Annotated in this window: 28 protein-coding genes; 15 read left to right on the plus strand and 13 right to left on the minus strand. The window is 62.8% G+C overall.

Annotation, left to right across the window (positions count from 1 at the left end):
- Positions 1–2 precede the first annotated feature (2 nt).
- Positions 3–887 carry an enoyl-CoA hydratase/isomerase family protein gene (locus ACFFDA_RS00210; protein WP_404477568.1) on the minus strand — a complete coding sequence of 295 codons (885 nt, stop codon included), beginning with the start codon at positions 885–887 and terminating at the stop codon, positions 3–5.
- Positions 824–2,488 carry an AMP-binding protein gene (locus ACFFDA_RS00215; protein ID WP_404477570.1) on the minus strand — a complete coding sequence of 555 codons (1,665 nt, stop codon included), beginning with the start codon at positions 2,486–2,488 and terminating at the stop codon, positions 824–826. Before ACFFDA_RS00215 ends, ACFFDA_RS00210 begins: the two co-directional genes overlap by 64 nt.
- 240 nt (positions 2,489–2,728) lie before the next feature.
- On the opposite strand from ACFFDA_RS00215, the gene ACFFDA_RS00220 reads away from it, so the two are divergent.
- The 4 genes from ACFFDA_RS00220 to ACFFDA_RS00235 all read left to right on the plus strand — a co-directional run bounded on the left by ACFFDA_RS00220 (position 2,729) and on the right by ACFFDA_RS00235 (position 5,826).
- Positions 2,729–3,631: a 3-hydroxyacyl-CoA dehydrogenase NAD-binding domain-containing protein gene (locus ACFFDA_RS00220; protein WP_404477571.1), complete on the plus strand. Its 903-nt coding sequence runs from the start codon at positions 2,729–2,731 to the stop codon at positions 3,629–3,631.
- A gap of 167 nt (positions 3,632–3,798) precedes the next feature.
- Positions 3,799–4,584 (plus strand): SDR family NAD(P)-dependent oxidoreductase, encoded by a 786-nt coding sequence (locus ACFFDA_RS00225; RefSeq protein WP_404477572.1) that lies wholly within the window; start codon positions 3,799–3,801, stop codon positions 4,582–4,584.
- Positions 4,585–4,648: 64 nt separating this feature from the next.
- Positions 4,649–5,383 (plus strand): SDR family NAD(P)-dependent oxidoreductase, encoded by a 735-nt coding sequence (locus ACFFDA_RS00230; protein WP_404477575.1) that lies wholly within the window; start codon positions 4,649–4,651, stop codon positions 5,381–5,383.
- Between the two features lie 47 nt (positions 5,384–5,430).
- Positions 5,431–5,826, plus strand: coding sequence for a hypothetical protein (locus ACFFDA_RS00235; protein ID WP_404477577.1), 396 nt, complete (start codon positions 5,431–5,433; stop codon positions 5,824–5,826).
- Between the two features lie 22 nt (positions 5,827–5,848).
- On the opposite strand, the gene ACFFDA_RS00240 is transcribed toward ACFFDA_RS00235, so the two are convergent.
- The gene (locus ACFFDA_RS00240; protein ID WP_404477579.1) at positions 5,849–6,352 is read right to left on the minus strand and encodes a nuclear transport factor 2 family protein; all 504 of its coding nucleotides are present in this window, start codon (positions 6,350–6,352) and stop codon (positions 5,849–5,851) included.
- Positions 6,353–6,403: 51 nt separating this feature from the next.
- Here ACFFDA_RS00240 and ACFFDA_RS00245 point away from each other — a divergent pair, with 51 nt between their 5' ends.
- Both ACFFDA_RS00245 and ACFFDA_RS00250 read left to right on the plus strand, forming a co-directional pair.
- Complete coding sequence (locus ACFFDA_RS00245) at positions 6,404–7,414, plus strand: fumarylacetoacetate hydrolase family protein (protein ID WP_404477581.1); 1,011 nt, start codon at positions 6,404–6,406, stop codon at positions 7,412–7,414.
- A 24-nt stretch (positions 7,415–7,438) separates the two neighbouring features.
- On the plus strand, positions 7,439–8,413 hold the full coding sequence (locus ACFFDA_RS00250; protein ID WP_404477584.1) for a VOC family protein: 975 nt from the start codon (positions 7,439–7,441) through the stop codon (positions 8,411–8,413).
- Positions 8,414–8,452: 39 nt separating this feature from the next.
- On the opposite strand, the gene ACFFDA_RS00255 is transcribed toward ACFFDA_RS00250, so the two are convergent.
- Positions 8,453–8,749 (minus strand): hypothetical protein, encoded by a 297-nt coding sequence (locus ACFFDA_RS00255; protein ID WP_404477586.1) that lies wholly within the window; start codon positions 8,747–8,749, stop codon positions 8,453–8,455.
- A gap of 574 nt (positions 8,750–9,323) precedes the next feature.
- Here ACFFDA_RS00255 and ACFFDA_RS00260 point away from each other — a divergent pair.
- Positions 9,324–9,692 (plus strand): winged helix-turn-helix transcriptional regulator, encoded by a 369-nt coding sequence (locus ACFFDA_RS00260; RefSeq protein WP_404477588.1) that lies wholly within the window; start codon positions 9,324–9,326, stop codon positions 9,690–9,692.
- A gap of 30 nt (positions 9,693–9,722) precedes the next feature.
- Here the strand turns inward: ACFFDA_RS00260 and ACFFDA_RS00265 are convergent, their stop codons facing one another.
- The 5 genes from ACFFDA_RS00265 to ACFFDA_RS00285 all read right to left on the minus strand — a co-directional run bounded on the left by ACFFDA_RS00265 (position 9,723) and on the right by ACFFDA_RS00285 (position 12,964).
- Positions 9,723–10,169, minus strand: a complete 447-nt coding sequence (locus ACFFDA_RS00265; protein ID WP_404477589.1) for a hypothetical protein — start codon at positions 10,167–10,169, stop codon at positions 9,723–9,725.
- Between the two features lie 153 nt (positions 10,170–10,322).
- Positions 10,323–11,081 (minus strand): SDR family NAD(P)-dependent oxidoreductase, encoded by a 759-nt coding sequence (locus ACFFDA_RS00270; protein ID WP_404477591.1) that lies wholly within the window; start codon positions 11,079–11,081, stop codon positions 10,323–10,325.
- 184 nt (positions 11,082–11,265) lie between these two features.
- Complete coding sequence (locus tag ACFFDA_RS00275; RefSeq protein ID WP_404477593.1) at positions 11,266–11,475, minus strand: hypothetical protein; 210 nt, start codon at positions 11,473–11,475, stop codon at positions 11,266–11,268.
- Positions 11,476–11,523: 48 nt separating this feature from the next.
- On the minus strand, positions 11,524–12,117 hold the full coding sequence (locus ACFFDA_RS00280; RefSeq protein WP_404477594.1) for a carboxymuconolactone decarboxylase family protein: 594 nt from the start codon (positions 12,115–12,117) through the stop codon (positions 11,524–11,526).
- Positions 12,110–12,964, minus strand: a complete 855-nt coding sequence (locus ACFFDA_RS00285) for a fumarylacetoacetate hydrolase family protein (RefSeq protein WP_404477597.1) — start codon at positions 12,962–12,964, stop codon at positions 12,110–12,112. Before ACFFDA_RS00285 ends, ACFFDA_RS00280 begins: the two co-directional genes overlap by 8 nt.
- A gap of 245 nt (positions 12,965–13,209) precedes the next feature.
- Here ACFFDA_RS00285 and ACFFDA_RS00290 point away from each other — a divergent pair, with 245 nt between their 5' ends.
- A complete protein-coding gene (locus ACFFDA_RS00290) occupies positions 13,210–15,417 on the plus strand; it encodes a TonB-dependent receptor (protein ID WP_404477599.1) in 2,208 nt (735 codons plus the stop codon).
- 65 nt (positions 15,418–15,482) lie between these two features.
- Here ACFFDA_RS00290 and ACFFDA_RS00295 read toward each other — a convergent pair whose 3' ends face one another.
- Entirely contained in the window at positions 15,483–15,926 is a 444-nt protein-coding gene (locus ACFFDA_RS00295) for an Lrp/AsnC family transcriptional regulator (RefSeq protein ID WP_404477600.1), read from the minus strand.
- A gap of 165 nt (positions 15,927–16,091) precedes the next feature.
- Here ACFFDA_RS00295 and ACFFDA_RS00300 point away from each other — a divergent pair, with 165 nt between their 5' ends.
- From ACFFDA_RS00300 to lpdA, 4 genes are read left to right on the plus strand one after another with little or no spacing between them, the layout of a single operon-like run.
- Positions 16,092–17,318 carry a thiamine pyrophosphate-dependent enzyme gene (locus ACFFDA_RS00300; protein ID WP_404478310.1) on the plus strand — a complete coding sequence of 409 codons (1,227 nt, stop codon included), beginning with the start codon at positions 16,092–16,094 and terminating at the stop codon, positions 17,316–17,318.
- Positions 17,319–17,330: 12 nt separating this feature from the next.
- Positions 17,331–18,335 (plus strand): alpha-ketoacid dehydrogenase subunit beta, encoded by a 1,005-nt coding sequence (locus tag ACFFDA_RS00305; protein WP_404478311.1) that lies wholly within the window; start codon positions 17,331–17,333, stop codon positions 18,333–18,335.
- A gap of 2 nt (positions 18,336–18,337) precedes the next feature.
- Positions 18,338–19,612, plus strand: a complete 1,275-nt coding sequence (locus tag ACFFDA_RS00310; protein WP_404477601.1) for a dihydrolipoamide acetyltransferase family protein — start codon at positions 18,338–18,340, stop codon at positions 19,610–19,612.
- A 3-nt stretch (positions 19,613–19,615) separates the two neighbouring features.
- The gene (gene lpdA, locus ACFFDA_RS00315; RefSeq protein WP_404477602.1) at positions 19,616–21,001 is read left to right on the plus strand and encodes a dihydrolipoyl dehydrogenase; all 1,386 of its coding nucleotides are present in this window, start codon (positions 19,616–19,618) and stop codon (positions 20,999–21,001) included.
- A gap of 211 nt (positions 21,002–21,212) precedes the next feature.
- Here lpdA and ACFFDA_RS00320 read toward each other — a convergent pair whose 3' ends face one another.
- The 3 genes from ACFFDA_RS00320 to ACFFDA_RS00330 are packed head-to-tail and all read right to left on the minus strand — an operon-like array spanning position 21,213 to position 24,515.
- Positions 21,213–21,542, minus strand: a complete 330-nt coding sequence (locus tag ACFFDA_RS00320; RefSeq protein ID WP_404477604.1) for an Hpt domain-containing protein — start codon at positions 21,540–21,542, stop codon at positions 21,213–21,215.
- Complete coding sequence (locus tag ACFFDA_RS00325) at positions 21,535–21,906, minus strand: response regulator (RefSeq protein ID WP_404477605.1); 372 nt, start codon at positions 21,904–21,906, stop codon at positions 21,535–21,537. The genes ACFFDA_RS00320 and ACFFDA_RS00325 overlap by 8 nt, the downstream gene beginning before the upstream one ends.
- Positions 21,903–24,515, minus strand: a complete 2,613-nt coding sequence (locus ACFFDA_RS00330; RefSeq protein WP_404477606.1) for an ATP-binding protein — start codon at positions 24,513–24,515, stop codon at positions 21,903–21,905. Before ACFFDA_RS00330 ends, ACFFDA_RS00325 begins: the two co-directional genes overlap by 4 nt.
- Here ACFFDA_RS00330 and ACFFDA_RS00335 point away from each other — a divergent pair.
- Genes ACFFDA_RS00335 through ACFFDA_RS00345 form a run of 3 tightly spaced genes read left to right on the plus strand, consistent with a single transcriptional unit; the run spans position 24,499 to position 26,456 of the window.
- Positions 24,499–25,728: a PP2C family protein-serine/threonine phosphatase gene (locus tag ACFFDA_RS00335; RefSeq protein WP_404477607.1), complete on the plus strand. Its 1,230-nt coding sequence runs from the start codon at positions 24,499–24,501 to the stop codon at positions 25,726–25,728. The two genes, ACFFDA_RS00330 and ACFFDA_RS00335, sit on opposite strands and share 17 nt — an antisense overlap.
- Positions 25,721–26,044 (plus strand): STAS domain-containing protein, encoded by a 324-nt coding sequence (locus tag ACFFDA_RS00340; RefSeq protein ID WP_404477608.1) that lies wholly within the window; start codon positions 25,721–25,723, stop codon positions 26,042–26,044. Before ACFFDA_RS00335 ends, ACFFDA_RS00340 begins: the two co-directional genes overlap by 8 nt.
- Before the next feature lie 16 nt (positions 26,045–26,060).
- Positions 26,061–26,456, plus strand: coding sequence for an ATP-binding protein (locus ACFFDA_RS00345; RefSeq protein ID WP_404477609.1), 396 nt, complete (start codon positions 26,061–26,063; stop codon positions 26,454–26,456).
- Positions 26,457–26,458: the final 2 nt, after the last annotated feature.

Here is a 26,458-nt window from a genome sequence, read left to right on the forward strand (position 1 = left end):
CCTCAGCGGCGGAAGCTGCGGAAGTCCGGCTTGCGCTTTTCCATGAAAGCGGTTGCCCCTTCGGTCATTTCCGGGCCACCTGCCAAGCGCAGCATGCCTTGCTTGGCATGTTCCATCGTCGGTGTAAGCGAATCCCACCATACGTTCGAACAGATTTTGGTGATCTCGATATAAGAGGGACTCTTGTCCAGAATCTCGTCGGCCCAGCGTTGCACTTCGGCATACAGCTCCTCGTGCGGCACGACCTTGTTGACCCAACCAAGATTTTCGGCTTCCGCCGCCGTGTACTGGCGACACAGCATGCACACTTCGCGCGCCTTTTTCTCGCCGATCGACATGGCTAGCAGGTTGTTGCCGCCGAAGATGGGAGAGGAGCCGATCTTGGGTCCGGTCTGGCCGAATTTCGCATGTTCCGACGCGATCGCGAGGTCGGAGCAGATCACGATCTCGTTGCCGCCGCCGATCGCATAGCCGTTGACCGCTGCGATGATCGGCTGGGGCACCTTGCGCATCGTCTGGAACAGCTCCTGCGAGATGTTGTAGAGCTTGCGCGCGGTGATGATGTCGAAATCCTGGAGATCGGCGAGATAGCCGCCAGCGCAGAAGGACTTGTCGCCCGCGCCGGTCAGCACGATCACCCCGATCGTGGGATCGTAGCCGATCTCCTCGATCGCATCGCGCAGCGCGCCGAAGGTTTCATAGTCGAATGCGTTGAAGCGATCTTCCCGGTTGAATGTAACCCAGGCGACCTGGTCCTTTTTCTCCACGAGAATCTGATCTGAATTAGCCATTTCCATCTCCCTATAATCGATTGCTCTGTCGTTCAGGCGGCCTGGGTGCGATCCCGTTCTCCAGCGAGTAGCACGCCCGCCGCCACGCGGTCCCAAGTCGTATCAGTGATCCCTGCGTCGCGAAGCTCGTTCTTCTTGATTTTTTCCGACGGGGTCTGCGGCAGGCGCGCGTAGACCTCGACATAGCGGGGGACCATGAAGCCCGGCATGCGCGTGTCGCACCACTGGATCAGCGCTCGGACATCGAGCGTTTCGTCCTCCTTCAGAACGACACAGGCCTTGACCTCGTCCTCGCCGGCATCCTGATCGGCGCGCACGCCCACGACAGCGCATTCGGCGACCGCCGGGAAGGCGCGGACGACCTCCTCGACCTCGAATGCGGAGATGTTCTCGCCCCGGCGTCGCAGCGCGTCCTTCACGCGCCCGACGAAATAATACCATCCGTCCTCGTCGCGTTTCAGGGAATCGCCGGTGTGGAACCACAAGTCGCGCCAGGTCTCGACCGTTTTGTCCGCCATGCCGACATAGCCCATGGACATGATGCCATCTGCCTTGTTGCGGACCAGTAATTCCCCGGCCTGACCCGTCGCGACTTCGGCTCCGGACTCATCGACCAGACGGACATCAAAAAACTGGGCATTGAGTACGCCGGCAGCGCCCGCGGGACGGGGAGCGCCGCGCGGCGTGAGAAATGGAAGGGAAATCTCGGTCTGCCCGAAACCGTCGACAAACTCCGTGGGACCGAACCGCTCCACGAACTTCGCGCCCAGGTCCGGGGAGAGCGGGGCTGCATAGACCGTCCGGAGCGAATGCTCGCGATCGTCTGGCGCTTTGGGCTGGGCCAGTACGAAAGCCATTGTCGCGCCCAGCAGATTGGTGACGGTGGCTCCGGAACGACGTATGCGTCCGATAAAATCGGAGGCGCTGAAGCGGGGGTAGAGCGCACAGCGCGCACCCGCGATTAGGCTGCCGTAGACGGTCAGTATCTGTGCGTTGCCGTGGAACAGCGGAAAGCCGGTCAGATAGGTGTCGTCGGCGGTCAGGCCGGTGATCTGGATATTTTCCTCAGCGAAGAAATACATCTGCGAATGAGGCATCATGACGCCTTTGGATGGCCCGGTGGTGCCAGATGTGAGCAGGATCGCACCCAGATCGGACGGCCGCACGTCGATGCCGGGGTTGCTCTCATTGTCGCTCCGCAGGGTGGCGAAGGCGGTAAGCGGGACCGATCCGTCTTCGGCGAGGGCATCGCCGCCGCAGACGATGATGCGTTCAAGCCCTGGGACATTGCGAGCGGCCTCTTGGACCGCCGGCAGCAATTCGTTCGTCGTGACGACCATGCGCGCCGAAGCGAGGTTGAGGGGATGCTCCAGAAACGCGCCCTTGTAAGCGTCCGAAATGGCCACTTCCGCAGCCCCCAGCTTGGCCAGCGCGAGCCAGGCGAACAGGAAGTCCACGCAATTGGGCAGCATCAGGCCGATCCGGTCGCCTTTTCGGATGCCGAGCGCCGTCATGCCATGGGCAAAGCGGTTCACTTCGCGATTGATTTCGCCGAAAGTGAGGCGGCAGGCGCCGTCATTGAAGTTCAGGAACGGACTGTCTGCGCGCGCTTGAGCCTGGTGCTCAAGAACTGCCGGCACTGTCCACTGATCGTGCGGGAACAGGCTCATATATTCCGGGAAGGTAAGCATTTTCATCCTGCCTGCGTTGCGCCCGATTCCAGCCATATGCGCCGAATTTGCGCGGAAAAGCGGGTGCTGTGAAGTCGCTTCTTCCAATTCTGATGTAAGGTGTCAACTCGCAATGGAGAATTTTCGTCTGTCGCATTCGATTATTGAAATTTTTATCCTTATACAGAATGGCACTTGATGTGGGCGAGCCCGCTGGCTAGGCTGGGGTAAGCCGAATATCTGGCGGGACGAGGGTATCTGAGAGACATGGCGAAACAGGGAAGAGTGGCGGTCATTGGGGCCGGCTTGATGGGGCACGGCATCGCGCACGCGTTCGCGAGCGCGGGATATGAAACAGCGCTGGTCGATGTCGATGCCGCCGCAGCGGACCGCGGTCGTGCCAAGATCGCCGATATCCTTGCCGGTGGCGTCAAGCTCGGCAAGATGGCGCAGGCCGATGCGGATCGCGCCTTAGCGCGACTGTCGGTTTCCACGGATCTGATCGCGGCATCGACCGGCGCAGTTCTGGTGGTCGAGACCGCTGTCGAGGATATCACGGTCAAACTCGATATTCTGAGCAGGGTCGACAAGGTGGTCGCGTCCGATGCGATCATCGCGACGAACACATCGGCGCTCAGCGTCACCGAAATCGCCGGCGCCTGTGCCGATCCGTCGCGCGTGGTGGGAATGCATTTCTTCAATCCTGTCCACAAGATGAAGCTGCTGGAGATCGTGTCGGGGCTGGAAACCTCGGTAGAGACCGTTGAACGCGCGCGCGCCTATGGCGAGACGCTTGCCAAGCAGGTCATCGTCGTCAATGATTCCCCCGGTCTCACAACAAGCCGGGTGTCGGCGATGATGGGTAACGAGGCGATGTGGATGGTCTATGAAGGCGTTGCGACGCCGGAGGACGTCGATACCGCTCATCGCTTGGCGTTCAATCATCCCATGGGACCGCTCGAACTGGGCGACCTGACCGGGTGGGACACGCGGCTGCGCGTGATCCGCTATTTGCATTCGACGCTGGGCGAGAAATTTCGCCCATGCCCGCTGATTGTGAAGATGGTCTCGTCGGGACGTTACGGCCGAAAAACCGGGGCCGGGGTCTATCGCTACGAAACGGACGGAGCGAAAATTCCAGGGTCGGGGATCAGGGCGAGCAATTTCTGAACGGCGCCAGGCTGGGAGATGCAGATGGACATGGGGGTCGATCTAGGCACGACTGCGGATGTCGCGCGCATTGTCGCCCGCGCTGCGCCGCGTTCGGTAAAGGCCGTCATTCTGTCGAGCGCTTCCGTGCAGTGGAGTAGCCCGAACGCAGCTTGCGGAGGCTAGTCATGCGCTTTGCCGAAAAGGTGGCGATCGTGACGGGTTCGAGCCGTGGCGTTGGCCTGTCGATCGCACGTCGGATCGTCTCAGAGGGCGGCTCTGTCATGCTGACCGGGCGCGACAGGGTCGCGGGAGAGGCTGCCGTCGCGGAGTTGGCGGGGTTTGCGGGCGAGGCCCGTTTCCAGGCTGCCGACCTTGCCGTGGACGATGCGCCCTCCGCCCTTGTCGCGCGCACGCGGGAAACCTTTGGGCGGCTGGACCTGCTCGTCAACAACGCGGCGCCGACGGATCTGATTACGGCGCGGGACTCCACGGTCGAGGCGATAGACGCTGCGGACTGGCGGGGCATCGTCGAGGGGGCCGCGACACTGGCGTTGCGCATGTGTCAGGCGGCGATTCCGGCGCTGCGGGCGGCCGGCGGCGGAGCCATAGTGAACATTTCGACCTCAGTGGCGACGCGCGGCGTGCATGGCATGACGGCGCATTCGGCCTCGAAGGCCGCAATCGAGGCGCTGACCCGCTCGCTGGCGGTCGAACTGGGCGGTGACGCCATTCGCGCCAACACGCTCGTGCTCGGCTTCATCGTCAGTGGCCCGCGCCAGGCGGCGGTCGCGGACTCTCCGCGCGGGGCGCTCATCCAGTCGATGCAGGCGCTCGCCCGGTTCGGGGATGGCGACGATGTCGCTGCGGCGGCCGCTTTCCTCGCCTCTGACGAGGCGCGTTTCATTACCGGCGCCACGTTGCACCTGGATGGCGGCACATCGAGCCGGATGCCACTGGCCCTTCCGAAATAACGCAGCAGGAACTGATTTGAGAGGATTAGGGAAAATGAGCCCGACGAGATCGCTGGAAGGGCGGGTGGCCCTCATCACCGGTACGGGTGGTGGTCAGGGCCTGGAGGCCGCACTCCGCTTCGCCGGGGCCGGAGCCACCATAATCGGCTGTGACCTTCATGGGTACGGCCATGCCGATGCCAAGGAGCAAATCGAACGCGAGGGCGGACGCGCGGATTTCTTCGACGGGGTAGACCTGGGAGACGGGAGCGCCGCCGGGCAATGGGTCGAGGCGGCTGCGGCACTGCATGGCCGGATCGACATTCTCTACAACAATGCCTCTGCGGCCCGTTTCGCTCCCTTTGCGGAGATGACGCTTGCGGACTGGTCATTCACCATTCGAAACGAGCTGGACATCATTTTTCATGTCACGCGCCCGGCGTGGCCCTGGCTGGCGCGGCAGGGCGGGGTGGTCATCAACATTGCTTCGGTAAATGGCCATGCGGCAGGCATGCCGGGTTGCGCGGCGCATGCTGCGGCCAAAGGCGGGGTGTCGGCGCTGACGCGGCAACTCGCGCAGGAGGGCGCCGCGGCTGGCATCCGCGCTGTCGCGATCAGTCCTGGCCTGATCGCCACGCCCGGCACCGCAGAGATCGTCGACAATGCCGAACTGACCGCGATGGTGCTGCAACGCAGCCTGATCCAGCGGCCGGGACGTCCAGAGGAAGTGGTGGAACTGGCGCTGTTCCTGGCGAGCGATGCCGCCGCCTACATCACCGGGACGGATTTCGTCATCGATGGCGGCCGCCTGGTCGGCTGACGGGAGAAGCAGGAATGAGTGATATGCATGATTGCCATGTGTGCGGCATGGCGAGCGGCCAGAGCAGCGAGCTGATCCATCGTGGCCGGGAATGGACGATCGTCGCGCTCGGCCATGTGCCAGGTGCCTTCATGTTGATGACCAACACGCACGATGCCGGGCTGGCAACAATTTCGGAATCGGCGGCCGCGACGCTGGGGCCGTTCGTTCGAGAAATCAGCCGGGCGATCGTTGAGGATGAGCGGTTCGATTTCGTCGCCGCCGCTCATCTGGGGGACAATGCCCGTCACACGCATTTCCTGTTCGTGGGGCGGCCCATGGGCGACGACAAACTGCTCGACACCGCGCCTCTGCCCGCAAGAATGGCCGGCCCCGCCGATCCCGTCCGCAAGGCCGAAATCATCGACCGGGCGCGAGCCGTCGCGCTTCGCTGCGGTATCTGACCCGCGCCCGGCCATGGCGCGATCAACTGTGCCGTTCGATCGCGGGGCGGCCGACTTGGCCGTTCTTTTCCATGCCATAGGCGGTGTCGATATATTCGCGGATTTCGGTAATGGCGCCGTCGGCGAGATCGAATGTCCAGCAGTAGAACTGGTCATAATCGCCGCCGTGGACCAGCTTTGCGCGAAGCCGCCATTCCGCTACGGCGTGCGTTTGCGACACCAGCAGCATGTCCGTGGAAGCCTGGGGTTCGACATAGACGGTCTGGCTCAGCTCGGTGACGAACCGGGCGAGATTGTCGCCGCCTTCGATTGTGCGATGCGCCAGGCCAGGCCGTGGCAGCCGGAGAATGACATCGTCGTGGAGACCGGAACGGACGAGCGCCTCGTCCTGCCGTTCCATACCGTCCAGAAAGGCGCGTACCGCGCTTTCGTTGCGGACGAGCACATCCGTATCAGTCATCAGCATTTCTCCTTCATGCTTGTCATCTTGTGAAGGCAACGTAGGACGTTCGTCAGAATAACTCAATTGAGTTAATTTTCTTGACGAAGCGCCGATGCGACGTAGAGTGACGCCCAGATGCCCGACGTCGCGACCATTGCGTCAGCCGTCGACCGGGGCGCACCGGATTGGGAGAGCGAATTGAAGCTGGTAACAATCGATAATCATTCCGACGGACATGCGGGCGTGCTCATGGACGGGGACGTGCTGGACCTCGTCGCAGCCGCGGCGATCGTTCCTGGCGCGCGCCTGCTCCCGCGAAGCTGGCGCGCCATCCTGTCCGCCGAGGATGAGGGGCTGGGCCTGGTCCGGCGTGTGGTGGATCGCGCGGGAGGGGCCGATGGCGACCGCCTGCGGGATATAGGCGCCATCCGGCCCGCAGCCGAGGTCAGGCTGCAGGCGCCGATTCCCTGGCCCGGCCTGATGCTATCCTGTGGGACCAACTACAGGGCGCATCTGCGCGAGTTCGACGCCGAGCTACCGACGCGGCCGGGCGCGTTCATCAAATATAGCGGGTCGGTGATCGGGCCGAATTCGCCGATCCGGCTGCCGCGCGCGCATCCCGACTGGGTCGACTATGAAGGGGAATTCTGTTTCGTTTTCGGCCGCCACTGCCATGAAGTGAGCGAAGCCCAGGCCATGGACTATGTATTGGGCTATACGCTGACAAATGACGTGTCGGCGCGTGACTGGGCGATGGATATCGGCAAGGCGAAGAACACGACCGAGGCCAATCAGGCCGTGATGTCGAACACCCTTGGCAAGTCCTTTCCCACATTCGCGCCACTTGGGCCTACGATCGTGACTACCGACGAGATGACGGATCCGCACGCGGTCACGTTCACCACGATCGTGGACGGGAATGAGATGCAGCATGGCGACACCAGCGATTTCATCTTTTCGATCCCATGGCTGATCGCGCATTATTCCCGCCAGTTCCAGTTCCGGCCGGGTGACGTCGTTACCACCGGCTCGCCCCCCGGCGTCGGCCTCGCACGCAAGCCACCAGTGCTGCTGCGCGACGGCACCATCGTCGAAATCCGCAACGATCTGATCGGATCGCTGCGCAACCCCGTCGTGGCGGTGTAACCGGCGGTATATTGGAGAGCTGACATGGATATTCTTGGATTGGGCTATCTCGGATTGTCGAGCCCGTCGGTCGAGGCCTGGCGCGACTACGCGACCGCAGTTCTGGGTATGGAAGTCGCGGAGACGCGGGCCGGCTATGATCCCGAAACCCTGTACCTGCGAATGGACGATCGCGAGCATCGGATTGCGATCCGGCCGGCTGAACTGGACGACATCGAATATATCGGCTGGGAAGCGAAGGACCGTACCGCCTATCGCCAGGTGCTCCAGCGCCTTGGCGAGCGAAACGTCCCGTTCGAGCTGGGCGACGCGAATCTCGTCAAGCTGCGCGGCGTGCGCGAAGTTGCCCGGTTCAAGGATCCCGCGGGCTATCAGCACGAGATCTTCTACGGCCAGCGCTGGCACCCGGACTCGTTCACCAGTCCTCGCCGCGGGCACAAGGGATTTGCGGCCGGACCCGACGGGTTGGGCCATGTCGTGCTGATTTCGCCGCAACCGCTGGAGGTGATCGACGAGTTCTTCATCGGCATCCTAGGCTTCGAATGGTTCGGCTACGGCTTCGGCGGCACGAACATGACCTTCCTGCGGACGCCGCTCAACGGCCGGAGCCACTCGATCGCCTACGCCTACGTGCCGGGTCACAAAGGGTTGCAGCATCTAGGGCTCGCGTTCAATGCGCTGGACGATGTCGGTATCACGCAGGACCGCGTGATCGAGCGCGAACTGAAGATGCAGATGACGCTGGGCCGCCACACCAACGACCCTATCATTTCCTTTTATCATTTCACGCCCGGCCAGTTTCCGGTCGAGTGCCTATGGGAGGAGCATCCCTGGATCGAGGCCAATGTCGGGTTCGAGGTCAATCCGACGGCGCTATCCACCTGGGGGCATAAGGTTGTGGGACCGATGGTGGGGACCACCGTCCGTCCGCTCGATTCCAGCGCCACCGGATCCGGCCCCGCGTTGCGGCCTGTGAAGGACGGGAAGGTCGCAGCCTAGCCGCCTGGCCTCCCCGCGCACCCTTGCCGGGGTCTGGTGCTATCGGTTCGGGGATGATTTACCTGGATTGCGCACGATGCTGCCGGAGGGCACTTCGGGGGTTCGGGATGTGAGCAGGCGGATGGCATTGACGGCGGCATCTTCGGGGCACGCGCCGAACTTGCCCATCAACCGCATGCTGAGCAGCATCTGACGATCCGTCATCGCCTTGGTCTTGGTCAACTTGATGCAAGCGGCTTCCACCCATACCGGCGGGGCAGTGAAACGACGCGCAGCTTCCTGAAGATACAGGAAACCGAGAACATGGGTGCCGAGAACAGATTTGAAAAAGACCATTTCCGCCGCTCGAACTCGAGGTCATCCAGGTCGGGCATGAACGTGGTGGCCCATTGCCGGCAATACGAACGATGCGTCCGTCGCCCGTCGCAGCGAGCGCGAGCGCGAGCTTTCGGTTGGGTACGGCGCGCGCCATACATTGCAGCGCAAAGGCGCATTCCAATCGATCGGCGGCCAGCGTCTTGGCATCGAAAGTCGCCATGGCGGTGTGCAGACCGCCATGCAGCGCGTGACGCCATTCGATCACGTGACCAGCGGCCGCCTCCATGCCGGCGAGGGTCGAGAGGTCCACCTTGATGAACACTGCGCTGGACGTGCCGGCGGCCCGCATTTCAGCTGCACATGCTTCACCTTCGGCTTAACCGCGGACGACGATCGCGATATAAGCGCCGCGTGTGGCAGGTGCATGCGCCGTAGCCCGGCCGATCCTGCCGCCCCCCCCCCCGAAGAATACGAAACTGGCGTGTTGCAGCGGGCGCTCCAGCCATGCGCTGACGTCCATCGTCTTGCTCCCATTGCACTTGTCACACAGGGTGATAACCAATGGTAACAAGCCGGCAAGTAGGATGGATTTATGCCTATTAGCATGGAAAATGTGACTATTGGAGGAGTCGAGATCGACCCTTCGCGGATGCACGCGGAATTGCGTTATGCGCTTGGGCTGCTGTCCGGCAAATGGAAACTGGAGATCATGTGGCACCTCTATTTGCGGACCCACCGTTTCGGCGAGTTGAAGCGCGCTGTCGATGGCATCAGCCAGCATATGCTGACCAACTGTCTACGGGAGCTGGAGCAGGACGGGCTGGTATCAAGGGTCGTCTTTGCGGAAGTTCCCCCACGCGTCGAATATTCTCTGACGGAGCGATCCGAAAGCCTGCAGCCGGTGATCGATGCGCTGGTGCGATGGGCGGTGACGCATCGCGCGGTGGAGCAGGATGCCTGACGCCCAGCAGGGCGGATCGACTCCGGCTACTTACGGTAGGCGGCGAAAGGCGATCTCGACATAGGGGCGCCAGTTCTTGCCATCGTCCTGGGCGACGGCGATCAACTCATGCCATCCATCGCCACCTTGCGCCGTCACCGTGAAGCGGAGCGTGCCGACCGGCGAAGGCATCAGCCATTCGGCATGCCCGGCCGCCACGATCCGCCCTTCTCCGCGCAGTTGAGATCCCATGGCGAAAGAAGTGAGGGCAAGTGTGGCGTGGCGGTCGTCGAAATGGAGGATGCCGTAATTTTGCATCACAGGGGCATCGTCCAGCGTCGCGCCGGGGGCATAGGATGACCCGGCAATGGCGAGCAATTCGCCGTCCATCAGCGGCGTGATCACATCCATGCTGAGCGATGTGACGGTACTGCCATCGGACTGATACGTCGTCGCCGTGCCGACCCAGCGGCCATGGAGGAAGGCGAGGGCTCTCATCGCAGCCCGCTGAGCCGAAACATCCGGCCGCGCTGCGGCGGCCGGCGACCCACTCCGGGCCATGACGGGTTCTACCGAGGTCAGCGATAGGCTCGCGGTCGCGCAGGCCAGGATGTTACGCAAGAGTTTCAAAGACAATCTCCCGACGCGAGCCTATTGCCCCGAAAAGAGCGCCACCGTCTGCGGCACTGTCGGGATGTGGGCATAGAAACCACCATCGACTGGAAGGATGTGCCCAGTAATCATCCGCGCGGCATCCGAGGCGAGGAATAGGACGGCGTTGGCGATATCCGTGGCCTCGCTCACCCTTTGGTTCAGGCTATGCGCGAGGAAGATATCGAGCATTGGCGGCGGGATGTTCTCGCGTAGCTTTCCGGTCATCACCAGGCCCGGCGCGATCGCGTTGCATCGGATGCCCTGCGCGCCATATTGCGTCGCGATATAGCGGGTCAGCGTGTTCACCGCGCCCTTCGATGCGGCATAGGCAGTGGCGAACAGGTCACCGGCATGGGCGGTCCCCGAACTGATGTTGACGATGGCCCCGCCGCCGCCTTCGATCATCAGCGGCAAGGCATGCTTGCACATGAGCATCGTGCCGCGCGCATTCACGGCGAAGATGCGGTCCCAAAGCTCCGTGGACATGTCGCCGATCAGTCGGTCGCCCTGTTGACCTTGGCTCGCGGCATTATTGTCGAGGATATCAAGCCCGCCGAACTGGGCCTTCACTTGCTGCATCGCTGCGATGACGGCGGCCTCATCCGAAATGTCGAGCGGGATTTGCAGCGTTTCGAGGCCATCGATCGCCAATTTTGCGGCAACCTGGGCGAGCCCGTCGGCGGAGATATCGGCGATTGCGACGCGCGCGCCAGCCTGTGCAAGGGTGCGCGCCGTCGTGTAGCCGATGCCGTCCATCGCCCCGGCGCCACTCACCAGCGCCCGCTTTCCGTTCAGGGGCCGTGTAAAATCCGTCAATGTCGTTGCTCCTGTTTGGGCGGGCCGTCGACCCAGTGCCTGCATATGGCGTCCGTCAGAGGACGATGGCCAGATTGGAAATGCTGATCACCGTCTGGTCGAGGATGATCTCGCGCCGGACGATCTACCATTTGGCCTCGTCCAAGCGGCGCAGCAGATCACGGCGCTCGCCCGAAATCTTGCGGTAGCCGGGGTCGTCATAAAACGCGTTCCATTTCGAATTGATGGACTTCATGGTCACGCAATGTCGCAATGACACCTCGTGCATGTCGACATCGATCAGGTCATCGAATGAGGTGCCGTCTTGAAGGCGTGGCGACACCTCGTCGAGCATATGCTGTCCTTTCTCTCCCATGAAGCGCACCGTTCTGCGCTTGATCGGCTATTTGCTCGCGGCCGGCGCTAACAAGGGCCTGTCCGCCAGCGACAAGATCACGTTCCGGCCGTTGACGGCCTCGGCACCCAGATCAACCGATTCCGTAAGGCGCACGAGCATCATGTAGTAGCCGATGGCAATTATTGCTTCGATTATCTCGCGTTCGTCAAGAAATTCGCGAACGGTACTGAATATATTACCAGGAACATTCGGATGACTAATGAGAGTTTCCGTGAATTTCAGTAATGCCTGATCGCGCGGTGAAAAACCGGATTGGAAATCGCCACGCTGGATGCCGGTGATTTCCTGTTCGGTGATGCCTGCGTCCAGCGCGATCTCGACATGCTGTGCCCACTCATAGCGGCCCCCCTCCAGCGCGAACAAGGCCAGCAGCATCAACTCGCGGCTGCGCGCGTCCAGCTGCTGATCGCTCAATATCGCGCCGCCCAGTTTCATGACGGGAACGATGTTGGTCTGCGCATGGGCGAGTATTCGGAAGATGGTCATGTCGCCGACCGGCGAGGCGAGCGCCTTGGCCGCGCCGCCGCGTGCCTCTTGCGGGGGCAGCGGGCGGATACGGGGGGCGGGAGCATCAGCCATGCGGCGATTCCCCGGTGAACTTGCGCACAATGTTGCGCTGCGTGCCGATGCCCTCGATCGACGCCTCTATCCGGTCGCCGTCCTGCAGGAACCGTCCACTGGCCTGGCCGACGCCCGTGGGTGTGCCCGTGAAAAGGATGTCGCCCGGCCGCATCGTCGTGCGCGTGTTCACGAAGGCGAGCAGGCGCGGCACGTCGAACGTCATCTCGCAGGACCGACCGTCCTGCCGCCCCTCGCCGTTCACTGACAAAGTCATGCGCAGATCGGGCGACGCGTCGCCGAATTCATCGCGGGTGACGATCCACGGGCCGACCGGCGTGGTGGCGTCCAGCCCTTTGCCACCCAAAAAGTCCATGCCGATGCCCGGCGTGCCCTTTTGCAGGTCGCGCGCGGAGACGTCGTTGCCGATGGTATAGCCCAGGATCGCTTCTCCTGGCGTGGGCGCTTCGGCAAGCAGGCGGCCGACTACCGCGACCAACTCCACTTCGTAGTCGAGTTGCGCGGTGACAGGCGGATAGCGGATCGCATCATGGGGGCCGGTCAGCGCATCATAGGGTTTCAGGAAGGCGACCGGCGGCGTATCGGCATCGAGCCCGAATTCCGCGACATGCTTGCGGTAATTGGCGCCCGCGATCACGACCTTGTTCACCCGGTCGATCGGCGCCAGGAGCCCCGCCCCGTCAAGCGGGACGCTCTGCCCGGTCAACGGCGGGGAACGAGTGAACCGACTCGCAACCAGATCGGGGGCCCAGGCCTCAAGTGGACCGTCGATCAGATCGACCTGCCCGGAATCGCGGGCAATTCCCCAGAAAGGCGCGCCCTCCGCGAAAACCCGGCATAGTTTCATATCGAACTTCCCATTTCGTTGGAGCGGACATGTGTAAATCCATCGTCACTCCCGGCGCATCGCGCTTTATCAGCTTACCGCCAAAATCGGAAAAGATATTTTGATGACATAATCATAATCGGATGTCAGAAAGGCATCGTAAAGTCGGCACGCGCGCCTTCAGGTTCGCGAGGGGGTGATCTTTTTATCGGGCCCCGGAGAGGAGGCAGGCGACGAAGCGCCTTTCCTCCCAGCAGCTTACGACAATGGACGATGTGGATATACCGCACCATGAGGGGGAGGAAGACATGCATTATCGAGAATTTCGCAGCGCGTCGCTGTTGGTCCTTGCGCTGTGTCTGCCAGCGACGGCCGTTTGGGCGCAGGATGCGACGCCCACGGGCGCTGCTGCCGCGAAGCAGGCCGGTGAGGCGGAGGGCGACATCATCGTGACGGCGCAACGCCGGTCGGAACGGCTGCAGGACGTGCCAATCGCGATTTCCGCCGTTTCGGGAGAAAGCCTGCAGGCGCGGGCCGTCTCCAATCTTCAGGATTTCACTGCGACCATTCCCAGTGTGAACGTGCAGCAACGCCGTGCGTCAGGGGTCATCACCATTCGCGGCATCGGGTTCGAGATTGCGACCGCCGGCGCGGATCCCGGCGTGGCCGTGCATACTGACGGTGTCTACGTGTCCCGTCCCGCCGCTGCGATCGCGAATTTCTATGACCTTGAGCGGGTGGAAGTGGCGCGCGGACCGCAGGGGACGCTATATGGCCGCAATGCAACCGGAGGCGCCGTCAATATCATCACCCACGCGCCAGGCGATACGCTGAACGGCTACATCGACGCCAGCTATGGCAATTTCAACGCGCTGACCGTCGAAGGCGCCGTGGGCGGGCCGATCGCGGACGGAGTGTCGGCGCGCATCGCTTTCCGTACCGACGACCATGACGGATACGGGAAGAACCTCGCCAACGGTAGGGACGTCAACGACCTGAAGACCCGTGCCATGCGCGCGCGGATACGCATCGAACCCGTGGCGGATTTGCGCATCGATTTGAGCGCGGACTATTATCATCAGAACGACAGCTTCTTTACCCCACATTTCGAGGGCCCCTACGTCGCAACGAGCGTCGTGCTGGGAGCGAGCGCGCCCGGCAAGCAGGATGTCAATCTCGATCAGGATACGATCAATAAACGCACATTCTGGGGCGCTTCGGCCAATGTCGAATGGAATCTGAATGACCGGATTCTGGTCCGGTCTATCACAGGCTATCGCAGCAACAAATATTACTGGTATAACGACGGCGATGGCACAAACCTCTATGTGGCGCGTGTCGGCCGCAATGAGGATGGGCATAGCTGGTCACAGGAACTGCAGCTGGTCGGCACCATGCCGCGGCTGAACTGGGTATTGGGCGGCTATTATTTCTTCGAGCATAATTTCGCCAACGGTTTCGGCTCGATCCCGTCGATCAACCTGTTCAACAACGATCAGGTCGGCATTTTGGAAACCAATTCCTACGCCGTTTTCGGCCAGGCTACGTACAAACTGACCGACTGGATCGGTATTACAGCCGGTGGCCGCTATACCGAAGAAAAGAAGGCGCTGGTGTACGAGGCCACCGGGACGCTGCCAAACCGCGTACTGCGTGATGATGCGGTGGCGGGGCCATCAACAGCGAAGTTCCATTCGTTCACGCCCAAGCTCAGCATCGACTACAAAGCGGCGCGGGACATCCTCCTTTATGCGAGCGTGCAACGTGGCTTTAAGAGTGGCGGCTACGCAGTCGGCGCGAAAACCCCCGCGTTCCGGCCGGAGACGATCTGGAGCTATGAGGCGGGCGTGAAGGCGACCTGGCTGGACGGGTCGCTTCGGACCAATATCTCCGTCTTCCATTACGATTATACCGACTTGCAGGTCGGCTTCATTCAGGGGCTGGTGTCGGTTGTCACCAATGCGGCGAGCGCGAAGGTGAACGGGCTGGAGGCGGAGGTCACAATCCGTCCGACGCGTCGCTTCACGATCGAGGCAAACGGCTCGCTGCTTGATGCGACCTATTCGGACTATCGCACCACGGATCCCAACCGGCGGTCGCTGGGCGTGCTCGATCTATCGGGCAACCGGTTGGCGCAGGCGGCCAAGCATTCGGGATTCGTGGCGGCCCAATACGAGATACCGGCGTTCGACGGCGGCATTACCCTGCGCGGCGAATATACCTTCTCCGGCCCGGTATTTTTCGATGCGTTCAACCAGCCGCAGTTCAGCGGCAGAGGCTATGACGTGATGAACGCATTTGTCACATACCGCACGTCTGACGAGAGATGGAGCGTGGCCGGTTTCGTGCGTAATCTGGCGGATGCTGACGTCGCTGTCGGCGGGTTGGTCGGCAGCGTCCTCCAGGGCGCGCCCATCCAGATGAGCTACTTGCCGCCGCGCACCTATGGATTGCGCGTGGGTTACAGGTTCTGACCCGTAGGGAAGGGGGCGTTGCGCCGTCCCCTTCCAGCCCTCGCCATTGTAACGCTGTAATCGTCTCACACGGGGAGGGCGGTCGTCATCTTGACGCGCTGTAGCGCGAAGCTGGAATTGATCGATGCCACGCCAGGCAGATGGAGCAGAACCTTTTTGAGGAAACGCTCATAGTCGTCGATGCTGCCTACCACCACGCGCATCACGTAATCGCACTCGCCGCTCATCGAGAAGCATTCGACTATCTGGGGATGCTCCAGCGTTTCCCTTTCAAGCGCTTCCAGTGTCTGCTCGTCATGCATTTTGAGACGGACATGGGCAAAGACATCCACCCCCAGACCGAGACGGCGTGGATCGAGCAACAATGCGCGCCCCAGAATTATCCCGTCGGCTTCCATCCGCTTGAGCCGGCGCCAGCAGGGTGTGTGCGAAAGCCCCACCTTTTCCGCGAGGGCCGCGACGGACAGGTCAGGGTCATGCTGTAGATGGCGCAGCAGTTTCCGGTCCATCTCATCCATATCCACCTCGAATCATCTTTGGAACAAACATCCTACATGAGGTTGGCATGATAGGATAACTTTGCTCAGAATGGCATCCATGTCGCGAAATTGGCAAAGATATGCCTGCCTTCGCATGGCACTATGGGGCAGCCGCAAAAACCGGACACCCGCCATATGAATCTGCCTCGGCTGGAACTGCACATACCCCAACCGCCCGCGCGGCCGGGTGACCCGGTGACGTTCGACCATGTCGCAATACCGCCCGCGGGTCTCGTTCGGCGGCCGGACAGCGCGTCTGATGAGGCGGAGATGCGCGACTTGCCCTACACGTTGATCCGGGTTCTGGACGAAGCGGGCGAAGCAGTTGGCCCGTGGAACCCCGGCCTGACGCCTGAGGTCCTGCGCAAGGGGCTGCGGGCTATGCTGCTGACTCGCGCGTTCGATGAACGGCTGTTCCGCGCGCACCGGCAGGGCAAGACCAGCTTCTACATGAAGTCCACTGGGGAAGAGGCCATCGGCGCGGCGCAGTCGCTGGCGCTCAGCCCAGGCGATATGTGCTTTCCGACCTATCGCGTCATGAGCTGGCTGCACGCGCGGGATTATCCGCTGACTGCCATGGTGAACCAAATCTTCTCGAACGCGGAGGATCCGCTGAAAGGGCGCCAACTGCCGATCCTCTATTCGGCGCGCGCCTATGGCTTCTATTCCCTGTCCGGCAATGTCGGCAGCCGCTTCGGTCATGCCGTGGGCTGGGCGATGGCGTCCGCGTACAAGCGCGACGACAAGATCGCCTTGGCCTATATCGGCGAGGGTACCACGGCTGAGGGCGACTTCCACGAGGCGTTGACGTTCGCTTCGGTCTACCGGGCGCCTTGCATCCTGTGCGTCACCAACAACCAGTGGGCGATCTCCAGCTTCGCGGGAATTGCAGGCGCCAACGAAACGACCTTCGCTGCCAAGGCGCTCGCTTACGGCCTTCCCGGCCTGCGTGTGGACGGCAATGATTTCCTGGCGGTCTGGGCGGCGACCCAATGGGCCGCGGACCGCGCGCGGACCAATCATGGTGCGACGCTGATCGAGTTCTTCACCTATCGCGCCGCCGGCCATTCAACCAGCGACGACCCCACGAAGTACCGGCCGGTGGAAGAAGCGGAACACTGGCCGCTGGGCGATCCGGTCGAGCGGCTGAAGCAGCATCTGGTCCTGCTGGGGGAGTGGGATCAGGGGCGGCACGATGCGCTGACCGCCGAGCTGGACGAGGCGGTCAAGGCCGCGGTCAAGCAGGCCGAAGCAGTGGGTACACTGGGGAAATCCAAGCCCAGTGTGCGGGAGATGTTCGAGGGCGTGTTCAAGGAGCCCGATTGGCGCGTGATCGAGCAACGCCGCGAGCTGGGGGTCTGAACCGTGCCGACGATGAACATGGTCCAGGCGCTCAATAGCGCGCTCGATGTCAAACTGGCTCAGGACCCCGACGTGCTGATCTTCGGCGAGGATGTCGGCTATTTCGGCGGCGTGTTTCGCGTGACGGACAAGCTGCAGGAAAAACATGGCCTGACCCGGTGTTTCGATGCCCCGATTTCCGAAGGCGGCATCATCGCGACCGCGATCGGCATGGGGGCCTATGGCCTGCGCCCGGTGGCGGAAATCCAGTTCGCCGACTATATTCTGCCGGCGTTCGATCAGTTGGTGAGCGAGGCCGCGCGCCTGCGCTATCGCTCCAACGGCGAGTTCTGGGCGCCCATTACCGTGCGGTCGCCTTATGGCGGCGGCATCTTCGGCGGGCAGACGCACAGCCAGAGCCCGGAGGCGATCTTCGCGCATATTACCGGTCTCAAGACCGTCATCCCATCCAACCCTTATGACGCCAAGGGCCTGCTGATAGCGGCTATCGAGGAGGACGATCCCGTCATCGTCCTGGAGCCTAAACGGCTTTACAACGGCCCCTTCGACGGACGCCACGATCAGTCGCTCAAGACCTGGTCGGATCATCCGATGGCAGACGTTCCCGATGGCCACTACACCGTGCCGATGGGCAAGGCCGCCACCGTGCGGGAAGGTGCGGATGTCACTGTGCTCGCCTACGGCACCATGGTTCATGTCGCCCTTGCAGGGATAGAGGAGGCGGGTGTCGACGCGGAACTGATCGACCTGCGCTCCATCGTGCCGCTCGACATCGACGCCATCGTGGCTTCGGTGCGCAAGACGGGTCGCTGCGTCATCTTCCACGAGGCTTCCCGCTTCGGCGGCTTTGGCGGGGAACTGTCCGCGCTGGTGCAGGAACGCTGCTTCGATCATCTCAAGGCCCCGATCGGCCGGGTGGCGGGCTGGGACACGCCCTATCCGCATGCCTTCGAATGGGACTATTTCCCCGGTCCTGGCCGGCTGTCGGCCGCGCTCAAGCGCGCCATGGAGTATTGACCATGGGCCTCTTTCATTTCCGGCTGCCCGATGTTGGCGAGGGAGTCGCCGAAGCGGAGATCGTCGTCTGGCACGTCAAGCCCGGCGACGTCATCAAGGAGGACCAAAGCCTCGTCGATGTGATGACTGACAAGGCGACGGTCGACATGACATCGCCTGTCGATGGCAAGGTGCTCGTCATCCATGGCGCGGTTGGCGATATGCGGGCCGTAGGTTCGGTGATCGTCGAACTGGAAGTCGAGGGGGTTGGCAACGTCGGCGCGGATCCTGTCGACCTGGCACGTGCGCCGGAGTCCGTTCCCCCTCCAGTCGTGATCGCGCCGCCGCCGGTCGCCGCGCCTGAGCCGCAACCGGCTCGCGTGTCCCGCCCTGAAAAGGCGGCCTTCACGACGCGCGCGGCGGGGGGGGCGCCGCTTGCCGCGCCCGCCACGCGGCGGCGCGCCTATGACCTGGGTATTCCCCTCCAATTCGTACCCGGCACCGGCCCCGGTGGGCGTATCACACCGCAGGATCTCGATACTTACATCGCCAGCGGCGGTGCGAACGCCACCGGCGGCGATGCGCGCTACGCGGTGCGCGAGCGGGTGAACGATACCCGCATCATCGGAATGCGCCGCAAGATCGCGGAGAAGATGCAGGAGACCAAGCGCCGCGTTCCCCATATCGCCTATGTGGAGGAATGCGACCTGACCGAGTTGGAGGCGCTGCGCGTCGACCTCAACGCACATCGCAAGGACGGGCAGCCCAAGCTCACTCTGCTGCCCTTCTTCATCAGGGCGCTGGTGAAAGTCCTGCCCGATTTCCCGCAGATCAATGCGCGCTTCGACGATGACGAAGGCGTGCTGCATGAATATGCCGGCGTTCATGTCGGCATCGCCACGCAGACGCCTGCAGGCCTGGTGGTGCCAGTCATCCGCCATGCCGAGACGTGTGACGTCTACGACATCGCGTCGGAACTGGTCCGCCTGAGCAGCGCCGCTCGGGACGGCAAAGCGACACGGGACGAGCTTTCGGGATCGACGATCACGATCACCTCGCTTGGCCCGCTGGGCGGCATCGCGACGACGCCGATCATCAACCATCCCGAAGTTGCGATCGTCGGCCCGAACAAGCTGGTGGAGAGGCCCATCGTCCAAGGGGCATTCGTTACCGTGCGCAAGATGATGAACCTGTCCTCCTCCTTCGATCACCGGATCGTGGATGGCTATGACGCGGCGCTTTTCGTGCAGGCCTATCGCCGGGTGCTGGAACACCCCGCTCTCCTTTTCATGGATTGATCGATGACCGATATTCTCAGGCCCAGGGTTCTTGTCGTCGGAGGAGGCCCCGGTGGCTATGTCGCTGCGATCCGATGCGGCCAGTTGGGGCTGGACACTATTCTGGTCGAGGCGAGCCGGCTTGGCGGCACCTGCCTCATCCGCGGGTGCATCCCGTCCAAGGCGATGATCCATGCGGCGAGCACGTTCGCGACCATGTCCAGTGCCGCCAGCGCACCGTGCTTCGGTATCTCGCTGGCGTCCGCGCCGCTTCTGGATATGGGCGGGACGATCGCCTGGAAGGAGAAGATCGTCGACAGGCTGAACGGGGGCGTAGGCGCCTTGCTCAAGCGCGCCAAGGTCAAGGTGATCGAAGGGTGGGGGCAATTTTCGGACGCCAAGACCTGCACGGTGGAGACCGTCGACGGGGCCGTCGTCATCCAGGCCGATCATGTGATTTTGGCGACCGGATCGATGCCGGTCGAACTGCCGTTCCTGCCCTTCGGCGGAAAGGTCATCAGCTCGACCGAGGCGCTTTCGTTGCCGGAGCTGCCGAAGAAGCTGGTCGTTGTCGGCGCAGGCTATATCGGGCTGGAACTCGGCATTGCCTTCGCCAAATTCGGCGTCGAGGTGACGGTCGTAGAGGCCGCCGATCGCATCCTGCCGCTCTATGACGGCAAGTTGGTGGAGCCTGTGCGTCGCTGGCTCGACAAGCATGGCGTAGCGCTACTGCTGGGCGCCAAGGCGCTGGGCGAACGCGGGGATGGTCTGGCGGTCGAAACAGCCGACCATGAACAGATCGTCCTGCCCGCCGATCACATCCTCGTTACCGTGGGCCGCAAGCCGCTGACCGAGGGCTGGGGGCTGGCGGAAATGGCGCTGGCGATGGAAGGACGGTTCGTGAAGGTCGATGAGCGGTGCGCGACGTCCACGACAAATGTCTGGGCGATCGGCGATCTGGTGGGAGAACCGATGTTGGCCCACAAGGCGTCGGCGCAGGGCGAAATGGTGGCGGAGATCATCGCGGGAAAGCGCCGCCGCTTCGACCCGGTGGCGATCCCGGCGGTCTGCTTTACCGAGCCGGAAATCGTCAGTGTCGGCCTTGGTCCCGATGCGCCCGATACGGTCGCGGGGATTTTCCCCTTCGCGGCAAACGGTCGCGCCCTGTCGATGGAAGCGGGCGACGAAGGCGGCTTCGTGCGTGTCGTCGCGCGCGCGAGCGACCGGCAAATCGTCGGAATTCAGGCGGTGGGCGCCCATATCTCGGAACTGTCGGCCGCATTCACGACCGCCATCGAAATGGGCGCCGTGGTGGACGATATCACCGGAATCATCCACGCCCATCCGACATTGGGGGAAGCCTTTCACGAAGCTTCCCTGAAAATCCTGGGCCATGCCATCCATATTTGATGCGACCGGATGCAGCCGCGCTGTCGAAATGCCATTCTGGGGGCGGCCGGCATCATCGGCGATGGGGCAATCAGATCATACCGGTGGCATGTACGACAACGGGGATTAGCTTAACTCAGCCGCCAATCTGTCCAAGAAAGCGGGGACCACCTCAGATTGCGCATGTCCGCTGCGGATATGGGTCCGAGAGACTCTGTCCAACGTAGGGGGCCTATATTTTGGGGGGGTGAAGGACAACAATGCCCGAGCCTGTGGGCCCCTTCTCAAGGCATATATCGACCCGCTCTAGCAAGGAATCCCGCATCGTTCTCGCCTCATGGCCGTTGCTTCCACCGCCGAGTAAAGCGGCTTCAAACGCCTTCGCGACTGTAGAAATTTCCGAATAACCAAGAGTGCCGGCAAGACCGGCAAGGCGATGGACCACCGGAATGATGGTGTCTGCCGAGCTTCCGTCCCACGTCGAGAGTGCGATACGATCTTCGGCCAAGCGGTTCATGAAACGAGCGCGAAGTGGTGCGAAGGGGTCCGGTGCCTCAGTCATTGCCAGCAAAACTCCGCACTTGCGCTGCCAGTGACATGGGATCGAATGGCTTGGCGATGACGCCCCGCGCGCCAAGCGTGATGAGGCGGGCCCGCTCCGAAGCTTCGGCCCGAGCGGTGAAATAAACGACTGGAAGAGCGGCGCCGAAACGTTCGACGATCTTTGCGTGCGTCGTCGGGCCGTCCATGCCCGGCATCATCATGTCCAGCAGGACCAGATCCGGTTGCCAAGTCTCGAGTACATCCAGAGCTTCAGCGCCGGAGCCGCAGCATCGTACTTCCAGTTCGGGATCGAGTTCCAGCGACATGGCGGCTACTTCCCTAAGGTCGGGCTCATCGTCGACGTATAGGACTTGCAGGGTCATCGTGAAGGCTCCTGACTTGGACGTGCGCCGGCCAACGATCCGACGATCGCGACGAGGCTCGAGATCGGCGTGCGGGACTTGGTAAGGTATGCATCGACCAGGCTCGCGGTTGACGGATCGGCATCCTGCGCGGAGAAAATGACCACTGGCAGCGGCTCGCTGCCAGTGGCGCGAAGTTCGGGAAGCAGCGCTATGCCGCTTCCGTCGGCCAGTGTCAGGTCGAGCACCGCAAGATCGAAGCTCTGGCGCCTCAGTTCCGCGCGGGCCGCAGCGACTCCGGGCGCCGCTACCACTTTCGCGCGACCTTCGAGTGCTGCGGCGAGAAGAGCGACGACGTCGGGATCGTCCTCGACATGGAGCACGCGCGGCAACTTGCCAATATGGCCGAATGCGGCCGCGTCGATGCGGTCGACGAGCCGGGAGACCTCGCCTGGCTTGTGCAGCCAGTCGAGAACGAGCGCGGCATCGCCGTCGAGTTCGCTGGCTCCGGGGCGTCCACCTAGCGCGAGCAGCGGGGTACTTTCGTTGACCGGAGATTCGCGGATGGTGCGGATCATGGCAATTCTCTCACCATCAGGCAGTCCCATGTCGACCACTATTGCGGCGAACAGATTGCTTTCCAGAAGCGGCTCCAGTTCCGCCACCGACCGAGCCAGCCGAACTTCGTAGCCCGCCTTGCGAAGCGCCGCCGTAAACGTAGATGCCGCGCCGTTTCCGCAGACTAGCAAGACGGCCGTTGCCGGGATGTCGGAGTCCGCGCTCAAGGGCCGCATGGCTGGCAGCAGAAGGCGAAACGTCGTGCCTTCTCCCGGTGTCGTCGTGAAATCGACATCTCCCCCAAGTCGCCGGATGATCTCGCGAACGATGCTGAGGCCAAGGCCGGTGCCGCCCTTCTGGCGGGAGTCCGATGAGTCAGCCTGAGCGAACTTTCCGAAGATGCGGCTCTGGAATTCCGCCGGTATGCCCGGGCCTTGGTCCATGATGCGGATCGCGTGCCGTTCGGTGCCGGGTTCCAGTTCGATGGTCACGGTGCCTTCGCGGGGCGAGAACTTCACGGCATTGGACAGGAGGTTGTCGAACACTTGCGCCAGCCTGTCCCTGTCCGCATTGACAAGGACAGGCCCGGATGGCGGTTCGAATTCCACGCTGACCCCGAATTCGCGCGCATAGCCGTCTATCGCATCGCGCGCCGCGAATAGCTGCGTGCAAAGGTCCAGTTCCTGGTTGTTGAACGGCATGCGGTCCGATTCCATCTTCTCGATGTCGAGGATATCGTTGATCAGGCGGACGAGGCGGTCGGCATTGCCCCGCGCGATCTCAACCAACCGGGTAGCGCGTGCGTCAAGCCCATTGCCAGACTGCGCGGAAAGCAGCCCCAGCGAACCTGCGATGGACGTAAGCGGCGTGCGCAGTTCGTGGCTGACGGTGGAGACGAACTCCGTCTTGAGCCGTTCGATGCGTTTGCGTTCGGTCACGTCACGGATGACCGCGACATAGCGCAACCCCTCCGTGAGCCGCACTGCAGACAGAGCGACCTCGGCTGGGAACGCCGTTCCGTCCTTGCGCAGGACTTCGATTTCGTGAGAGGCGCCTGGTCCGTGTTCGGGCAGTTCCATGGCGCGCAGCAGGCCCGCGACTTCCCCTAATGGCGGGCGCGTGGCGAGCAACATGCCCACGTCCCTTCGGTCGAGTTCGGCCAGCGAATAGCCGAACATGCGCTCGAACGCGGGGTTACCGCCTTCGATGCTGCCGCTGGGATTGATGGTGACGATCCCGTCCATCGCGCCTTCGAGAATGGCCTGACGCCGCTGGGAGGCGTCGCGCAGGTCGGTGAGGGCACGGTCCCGGCTGGCGATCGTGCGCCGCAAGGCCAGCCACGCGCCGCCGAGCAAGAGAAGGAGCACCACGAGCAGCCCGAAGCTCACCGTGCGGAGGAGGGCGGTGGCGCGATCGTACTCGGCGACGACCTGGCGTAGCCGGGCGTTCTCGCGGGCGAGCAGTTCCGCGATGTCCTTTCGGATTCCGTCCATCAGGCGCTTGCCGCGTCCCTCGGTGATCTGCGCTTCGGCACGGTCCTTGAAACCCGCATGGCGCAAGGCCACGGTTTCCTGCGCGAACGCCTGCTTCTCACGCGAGAGGTTGAGCAGGTCCTCGATCATCGCCAGATCTTCCGGATCGTCCGCGTAGGATTGCCGAAGGACGGGCGCGGTCTTCGCCAATTGCGCCGTTCCGTTGCGCAACGGCTTCAGGAAGCTCTCCTTGCCGGCGATTACGTAACCGCGAGAGCCGGTCTCGATATCCTGATGGTCTGCCAGCACCGATGCCAGCAGGGTGCGCTGTTCCTGCGTGGAGGCCTCTTCCCGGCGCAGTGCATTTGCGCCCCGGACTTGTGCGAGCAGAACCAGGCCCAGTGCCACGAGAATCACTGGAACGACGAAGGCGGCCAGACCGGCGACAAGGTGTCGACAAACCTCCCGCTGCGTCGTGTCAGGTTGTGACAAGGCGTGACCTTTCCTGTGACTTTGGAGCGAGCCTAGGAGCAGTTGGTAAATGTTTACCTTCCGGTAGGATGTTTTTAAGTATTTTTGCGGAATGGGCGCGTTTTCCAATTCGCTGGTGGTTCCCGCGAGAACCCCGCTTCGGGTGCTGGTCGTCGATGACGACCCGCTCCTGCTTGAGGTCGTAGCGATCCAGTTAGAGATGCTGGGCTGCGAGGTCGCGTCGGCGGATGGGGGTGAACGTGGGCTCTCGGCGCTGGAAAGCGCGGAGGTCGACCTGCTCGTCACCGATTGGCAGATGCCCGGCGTCGACGGGATGGAAGTCGTGCGACGCGCGCGTGCTGCGCGTGCGGGCGAGGGGTATCTGCACATCGTCATGATGACCGCGCGCGGGGACGAGCAGACAATGCGTGCCGCGCTGGAAGCGGGCGTGGACGATTTCCTGGAAAAGCCGGTCCAGCCCATCGCGCTGGAGATCGCCGTTGCAAGCGCGCTGCGCAACCGCCTTCTCCACCGCCGCCTGGAGCGTCGCAACAACCTGCTGTCCACGGCGCACGGGCGCACGCGCGAGGCTCTCGACAGAATACGCGCGGATCTGGCGGCGGCGACCGCCCTGCACGAGCGGCTGCTGCCACCCGAGGGGCGCATCGGCGCCCTCGCGCTGTCGCGGATGTACAGGCCGGCGGCGGTGCTGGGGGGCGATTCGATTGGCGCTTCCCTGCTGCCGGACGGATCGGTGCTGTTCTTCGTGATCGACGTTCGCGGACACGGCGTTCCCGCCGCGCTCGATTCTTTCCATCTGCACCATCGCCTAAAGCAGATGCGGCCGGCCACGCCCGTGGCGCTGGGCAACGCGCTGGCGACTGTCAACGAGGAGATCGCCGCACGCGAGGACGACAGCTACGCGACGATCGCGTGCGGGTTGCTGTCTCCCGAGCGCGAGGAAGGTTGGATATGCTGCGCCGGGCATCCTTCTCCGATCCTGTTGATCGACGGAGAGGTGAACATGCTGGAGGACGGACGCTCGATGCCGGCAGGCTGGTTCTCCGGAACCGAATTCGCACCCGCCCGGTTCGCGTTTCCGCGGGGCGCACGGCTGATGCTCTACTCCGACGGCGTGACCGAAAGCACCGACGAGGCGGGGGAGGAATTCGGTCTGGACCGGTTGTCCGCATTGATGGCAAGAACCCGCCCCATGCCATTGGCGCAGGCTGTTCAGGACATCGAGCGAGGGCTGACCTCCAGGCGCCTGGGCGCGGGGTTTGAGGACGACATTTCGCTTCTGGCATTCGAGCACGAGAAGGGCGACGACGGTGATGGGTAATAGCGCGGGTATTCTTGAGATCGCTGTCGATCACGTCAGGCTGGATGCCATGGCGGCGCCGGGCTTTCGCGAGCAGGTCGCCGCGCTGCTTTCGGGGAAGCCCGACCGGGTGCTTCTCGATCTGGACAAGGTGCAGTTCATCGACAGTACCGGGATTGGTGTATTCGTGTCGCTGCTCAAGATGATGGGGCCTGGCGGGCGCGTTGCCGTAACCGGTGCGAACGATGGTGTGCGGAGGTTGTTCCACATGACCCGCCTGGATACCCTGTTCCGCCTGTGCGACGACGAGGGACAGGCACGTGCAGTCCTCGCCTGAGGGCGATGCCATAGTCGTGCAGGCCGATTTTGCGGGAGTACGGATTCTCGCGGAGCATCTGCGACTGCGCTGCGAAGCGGCGGGAGTCGACACCGCGAGCATCTTCGACCTTGAGCTGGCCGTGGTGGAAGCGGCCAACAATGTCATCGATCACGGCTTTGACGTTGCGGGACACGGGAAGATCGGGTTCTCGTTGACGGCCGCAAACGGCTGTGTGACCGCGATCCTGACGGACTGCGGGCGGGCGGTGCCCGAAGTCTTCTTCGAAGACGGAGCGATGCCGGAACCGCTCTCTTCTCGCGGACGGGGGGCGGGGATCATTCAAGCCTGCGTCGATACGGTAAGCTACGCCAGTTCCGGTGGCGGCAACCGTCTGGTCCTGACCAAGTGCTATCGCCCGACGGGCGGGTGAAA

The organism is Novosphingobium sp. BL-52-GroH (assembly GCF_044813085.1).
Classification (GTDB): domain Bacteria; phylum Pseudomonadota; class Alphaproteobacteria; order Sphingomonadales; family Sphingomonadaceae; genus Novosphingobium.